This is a genomic window from Bartonella sp. AA23NXGY, assembly GCF_042197165.1.
GTDB lineage: Bacteria > Pseudomonadota > Alphaproteobacteria > Rhizobiales > Rhizobiaceae > Bartonella.
The window spans coordinates 1-5,246 of the sequence record NZ_JBHIRO010000038.1; the positions used below are offsets into that span (position 1 = coordinate 1).

General features: G+C 39.7%; 7 protein-coding genes and 1 pseudogene. All 8 read left to right on the forward strand.

All coding sequences use genetic code 11. The features are described 5' to 3' along the window. Positions 1-46: 46 nt before the first annotated feature. Positions 47-712: a type IV secretion system protein gene (locus ACFINY_RS09270; protein ID WP_375701036.1), complete on the forward strand. Its 666-nt coding sequence runs from the start codon at positions 47-49 to the stop codon at positions 710-712. Positions 713-735: 23 nt separating this feature from the next. Then, positions 736-1,065, forward strand: coding sequence for an EexN family lipoprotein (locus ACFINY_RS09275; protein ID WP_375612432.1), 330 nt, complete (start codon positions 736-738; stop codon positions 1,063-1,065). Positions 1,066-1,096: 31 nt separating this feature from the next. Beyond that, positions 1,097-2,035, forward strand: coding sequence for a type IV secretion system protein (locus ACFINY_RS09280; protein WP_375612433.1), 939 nt, complete (start codon positions 1,097-1,099; stop codon positions 2,033-2,035). Further along, positions 2,022-2,309 (forward strand): type IV secretion protein VblB7, encoded by a 288-nt coding sequence (locus ACFINY_RS09285; RefSeq protein ID WP_375612434.1) that lies wholly within the window; start codon positions 2,022-2,024, stop codon positions 2,307-2,309. The genes ACFINY_RS09280 and ACFINY_RS09285 overlap by 14 nt, the downstream gene beginning before the upstream one ends. Next, positions 2,306-2,977: a virB8 family protein gene (locus ACFINY_RS09290; protein WP_375612435.1), complete on the forward strand. Its 672-nt coding sequence runs from the start codon at positions 2,306-2,308 to the stop codon at positions 2,975-2,977. Before ACFINY_RS09285 ends, ACFINY_RS09290 begins: the two co-directional genes overlap by 4 nt. 2 nt (positions 2,978-2,979) lie before the next feature. After that, positions 2,980-3,834, forward strand: coding sequence for a P-type conjugative transfer protein VirB9 (gene virB9, locus ACFINY_RS09295; protein WP_375612436.1), 855 nt, complete (start codon positions 2,980-2,982; stop codon positions 3,832-3,834). 27 nt (positions 3,835-3,861) lie between these two features. Continuing rightward, entirely contained in the window at positions 3,862-4,977 is a 1,116-nt protein-coding gene (gene virB10, locus ACFINY_RS09300) for a type IV secretion system protein VirB10 (RefSeq protein WP_375612437.1), read from the forward strand. Positions 4,978-4,994: 17 nt separating this feature from the next. Further along, a pseudogene (locus tag ACFINY_RS09305) lies at positions 4,995-5,246 on the forward strand (P-type DNA transfer ATPase VirB11); the annotation flags it as partial.

The window sequence follows — 5,246 nt, forward strand, 5'->3', positions numbered from 1 at the left end:
TGGACCTCAAGCAAATGCATTTGGAGGTGGTCCCTTTGATTATAAAATACTGCTGGAAAATATAGAGCAAGCCAAAAAATTGAGAGAACAAGTTGCAAAAGCAGAACAGCAAGTTCAACAAGGCAAACAACAGCTTGAGCAATTAAAGAGCCAACTCGATCAAGCAAAACAATTATATAGTTCCTTAAATGGAAAACCTGATTTATCCGCTCTTCAAGAATTGCTCAACAAACAAGGGAATAATGCTGCTTTCCCCTCTGATTTTAATCATTTAGAACAATCAATAGATGGTACTGGGGGTGGTAGCGGAAACACTGAAAAATGGAAGGAAAAACTTTTATATAAAGAACCATCGGGTGGTAGTGGATCAAAAGAAGCCGTTGATGCCTTTTACAAGCAAGAAGTGGAAAAATTGCACAATCGCAATGTAGGACAAGCAGCAACAGGGCAAGCTGTTTACGAAGATGCCGATAAAAAGAAAGAAGCCATTAGTAAGATTATTGAAAAACTCAAAAATGCTAAAACCGCTGCTGAAGTTCAAGATGCTCAAACACAATTAGCAGCTATACAAGCAATATTACAAGCAGAGGCTTTACAAACACAAGCCGCCTCTATGATTCAGCAAGCTCAACAGGAAGCTGAAATTATTCGTTCTAGAGAAGAATCTAGTAAAAGATACCAAGACTATGCAAGAAAAATCCGTGGTCATTGAAAATTAAAAAGAGGGAATTGAAAATGAACAAGATCATCATAACAACATTACTGCTTTGCATAGGACTTATCACGACTGGTTGCGAAAAAACTTACAGCGTAGAAGAATTTAAAAAAAATGAAAGCTTAATAAGAGAGTTTCAATGGAAGTGTGGGGCTTCTGATAATTCGAAAAATTGTCAAAATGTGCGACAAGCCGCTAAGGAACTTGATGAAGAACATTCTAAGAGAGCTTTAGAAAATTATAATAAAGCTCTAGAGAAAATAAATAAAAGACGAGAGGAACGAGAAGCAAAAGAGCGCGCTAAAGCCGTACAAAAAGAGAAAGAAGAAGCTGAAAGAAACGCTCAATAGTTGTTTTTATAAAAAATAAAAAGGATATTCAATGTCGTTAATGGATTACGTTCCTACGTACAGTGATATAGATGACCGTTTAATGAATACTCTTGGGAACTTAATGGATAAGACCATTAGTAATCTTTCAAGTTCTTTATCCGCTCCTCTTACGGCATCTTGTATAATCTATATTGCATTTATAGGTTACAACATTATATATGGGCGTTCTTCTATGCCTTTATGGGATTTTATAGCGACAACAGCTAAACTTGCCATCGTTGTTACACTCACTACAAACGCTTCTCAATATAATGCTTGGATCAAAGACATATTTTTTACTGATCTGCCTGATGCCATTGCAAATGTCACCCAAGGAGCAAATTCAGATAAAAATGTCTGGGACAATATGATGATACATGCTTCTGCACATGTTTTTGATGCAGCAAATCAGTATACAGCATGGTATGATATGGGGAAGTATATTGTTAATTGGGTTGCTGGTTTAATCTGTTTATTAATTGCTGCTTTTTTTAGCACTATTGGCTTTATCGTCACAATGTTTGCTAAACTTGGTTCATTTCTTGTCATATCGGTTGGACCACTTTTCATAAGCCTTTATATGTTTTCAACGACAAGACGTTTTACAGAAGCATGGTTAGGACAACTCGCAAACTTTATCATTTTGCAGGTATTAGTCACTTTGCTTGGTAACGTATATGTAAGTCTTGCGATAGATATCCTTTCAGGTGACATTAAAGATATCATGTTTTCTGTAATTCAATTTTTGATTATTGGAACTGGTGGCATTTATCTTTTTATCCATTTACCCGGAATTGCCTCTGCTTTAGCTTCTGGAGGAGCATCTCTTGCAGGTTCAACACATTTAGCTCACCACACTAGCAGATTAGCTAGTCGTGGTGCTCTTGCTGGTTTTAGAGGTTTGGCATCAAAATTTAGAGGAGGTAATACTACAAATGCGGGGAGTTAAAAAAATTTGGATTATCTTGCCATTTCTCTTTCTTAGTGGCTGTATGTCTTCATCAAACACGCTGAAATCACTCCCAAAGTGTGATGGATATTCTAAACGTCCACTCAACAGATCAATGTGGAATTGGGAAGGGAAGAAGCCCACTCCAAGACCTATTATTATAAGTGGCAATACACAATCATCTGTGAAAGAGAGCAAACTTGAAACGCTTTTGGCACAAAAATTAACGGACGAAGAAATGAAGTCTTACAAAAATTGCGGGCAAAAAGCATGAAAGAAAACGCCGTAGAACAATATATTGCTGAAGCACGCTCGTTCGATCAAGATCGCATGCTCGCCTCACGCCGCACCACCCGCATCTCGCTTGCAATCGCCGGCATAGCCGTTGCTGTTGCAATAATGTCTTCTCTCGCGGTCATCACCCTCACGCCCCTTAAAACCGTAGAACCCTTTGTCATCCGCGTTGATAATTCAACCGGCATCACTGAAGTCGTAGAAGCCTTAAAAGAAGGTCCAACAAATGTCGACGAAGCCATCACACGCTATTTTGCAGCAAAATATGTCCGCTTCCGTGAAGGTTTCGTCGTAGAAGAAACACAAAATAACTTCGAAACCATCTCTCTCCTCTCTTCACCTGAAGAACGAGAAAGATTTGCTGGATGGTACGGCGCAAAAAATCCCCAAAGTCCTCAAATTCTTTATAAACACGCCACCGTTACAATAACAATAAAATCAATTTCTTTTATCAATGAAAATGTCGCCCAAGTGCGTTACTACAGAACTGTGCGTAACAACGACAACAACAAAGAATTCATCACCCACTGGGTTGCAACACTCACCTTTGAATATACCAATGCCCCTATCTCTGTTCAAAACCGCTTGATAAATCCTCTAGGATTTATCGTTAATGAATATAGAACTGATCCGGAAGTGGTCAACTGATCATGACAAAAAAAATTCTTTTTCTCATTCTTAGGATTGCTGTTGCCTTTTCTTTGACGAATATAAGCTACGCGAGTGTTTTTCCCACCCGCGCGCCGAGCGATAGCCGCATTCGCTTTATCAACTATGATGCTTATAATGTCACAAAAATTATTGGCTCCATACGCTCATCGGTACAAATAGAATTTTCTCCCAATGAAGAAATTGCCCATGTGGCAATTGGCAACAGCGTTGCATGGGAAGTCGCCCCCGCTGGCAATATTCTTTTCCTTAAAGCGCGGGAAGTCCAACCCATTACCAATCTCCAAGTCGTCACCACAAAGCTTGATGGCTCAAAGCGCTCCTATCAATTTGAACTTACGATCAAAGATGGGGAAATTTCCTCTGGACAAGAAACATATTTCCTTGTGAAATTTCGCTATCCCCAAGACGAAGCAGAACAAAGAAGACTCGCAGTCCTTATGCGACAAGAAAAACAACAAGCCCAGCGTATCGATAATGTCTTCAACGCGTATGAAACCTACGGACCACGCAATTGGGCTTACACCGCTCAAGGATCAAGCGTGCTCGAACCCTCCTCCGTTTATGACAATGGCAAAACCACAACATTTACATTTCCAGACAACCAAGAAATCCCTGCCATTTACATTGTCAGCAATGACGGTACAGAATCGCTGGTTCCCAAAACCACAAGAGGCAACATGGTGATTGTCCATGCCATTAGCGCACGCTTCACCCTAAGACAGGGAAAAAACGTCCTATGCGTCTTTAACGAAGCCTATCAACCAAAAGGCACAAATCCAAATACCGGAACAACCTCACCATCTGTTGAACGTAAAATTGCATCAGATCTTTAAATAAGCGGGAATTGAAGGGGACAACACATGAGTGATAAATCAATCATCGAAGATCGAGGATCTATTGGGGATGGCAAAAATAATACATCAAAATCGGATACAAAAAAAATAATCATTATTATAGCTTTTGTAGGATTTTGCGCATATGTGCTTTGGAATATATTTTCAACACCACCAACATCAAAAGACACGGCAAATATCCATAAAAAACAAGAATTTAATAACTCAGTTACTCCCTTAGAATTAGTTTCCGCTGAATCACAAGCAAAAATTGCTCCAATTACACTACCAACACCATCACCAACACCAGAAAAAATAGTTGAACATGATCCTTTACTTGATGCAGCACAACGTTCTCCCGTATTGGCTTTTACGAGCAATACCCCCCCTTCTTCAACTCAAATGCCGAGAAATTACTATAGTAATAATATAAGTGAAACTCCTAATAATGATTCACAAAGTTTTTCCTCACTTCTAAAGCCTACAAAAATAGAAGGTACAAGAGCTGGGATCATGGGAAATAGAAACTTTATCATCGCCATGGGAACTTCTATCCCCTGTATCTTAGAAACGGCATTAAACAGTGACCAACCAGGCTTTGCAAGCTGCATCATCAACCGTGATATCCTCTCTGACAATGGGCGCGTTGTTTTGCTTGATAAAGGAACCCAAGTCGTTGGAGAATACCGAGGAGGGCTTAAAAAGGGTCAATCTCGCCTCTTTGTGCTCTGGACAAGAGCAAAAACACCAACCGGTGTCATCATCAATCTTGCATCTCCCGCAACTGACAGTTTAGGTAGAGCTGGTTTTGACGGCAACGTCAACACCCATTGGTGGGAACGCTTCAGTTCAGCATTATTACTCACCGTTGTTGATAGCGTTACAACAAACCTAACCAATAAAAAGAAAGGCAATTCTAACTCAAGTGGTGGTTTCAACAGCTCTGAAGCAAGCAATATCGGAAAAGATACAGCCACCGTTGCCCTTGAAAATCAAATCAACATCCCGCCTACCCTAGAAAAATTTCAAGGCGAACTCGTCAACATCTTTGTAGCAAGAGATCTCGATTTTTCATCTGTCTATAAACTAGTAGTAACAAGCAAAAGGTATCACTCTACTCCCAGCTATTCCTTTTTTCATTAAGCCAATAAAGTCACATTATGCCATCAGCAAAAAATGCAGAACGAGCCTCCATCGTTTTAACAAAATTAAAGATCTTAGATGACTTCCTCAATGATGAAAATTTATTTGAAATTGTTATCAATCGCCCCGGCGAAGTAATCGTTGAGGGTCCCAATGGTTGGCAAACCCACATCTTAAAAGAACTAACCTACGGCGAACTAGAAGGGATTGCAAAAGTTGTTGCTGCCTACACAACACAAAAAATCAGTGTAGAAAACCCCGTTCTCTCC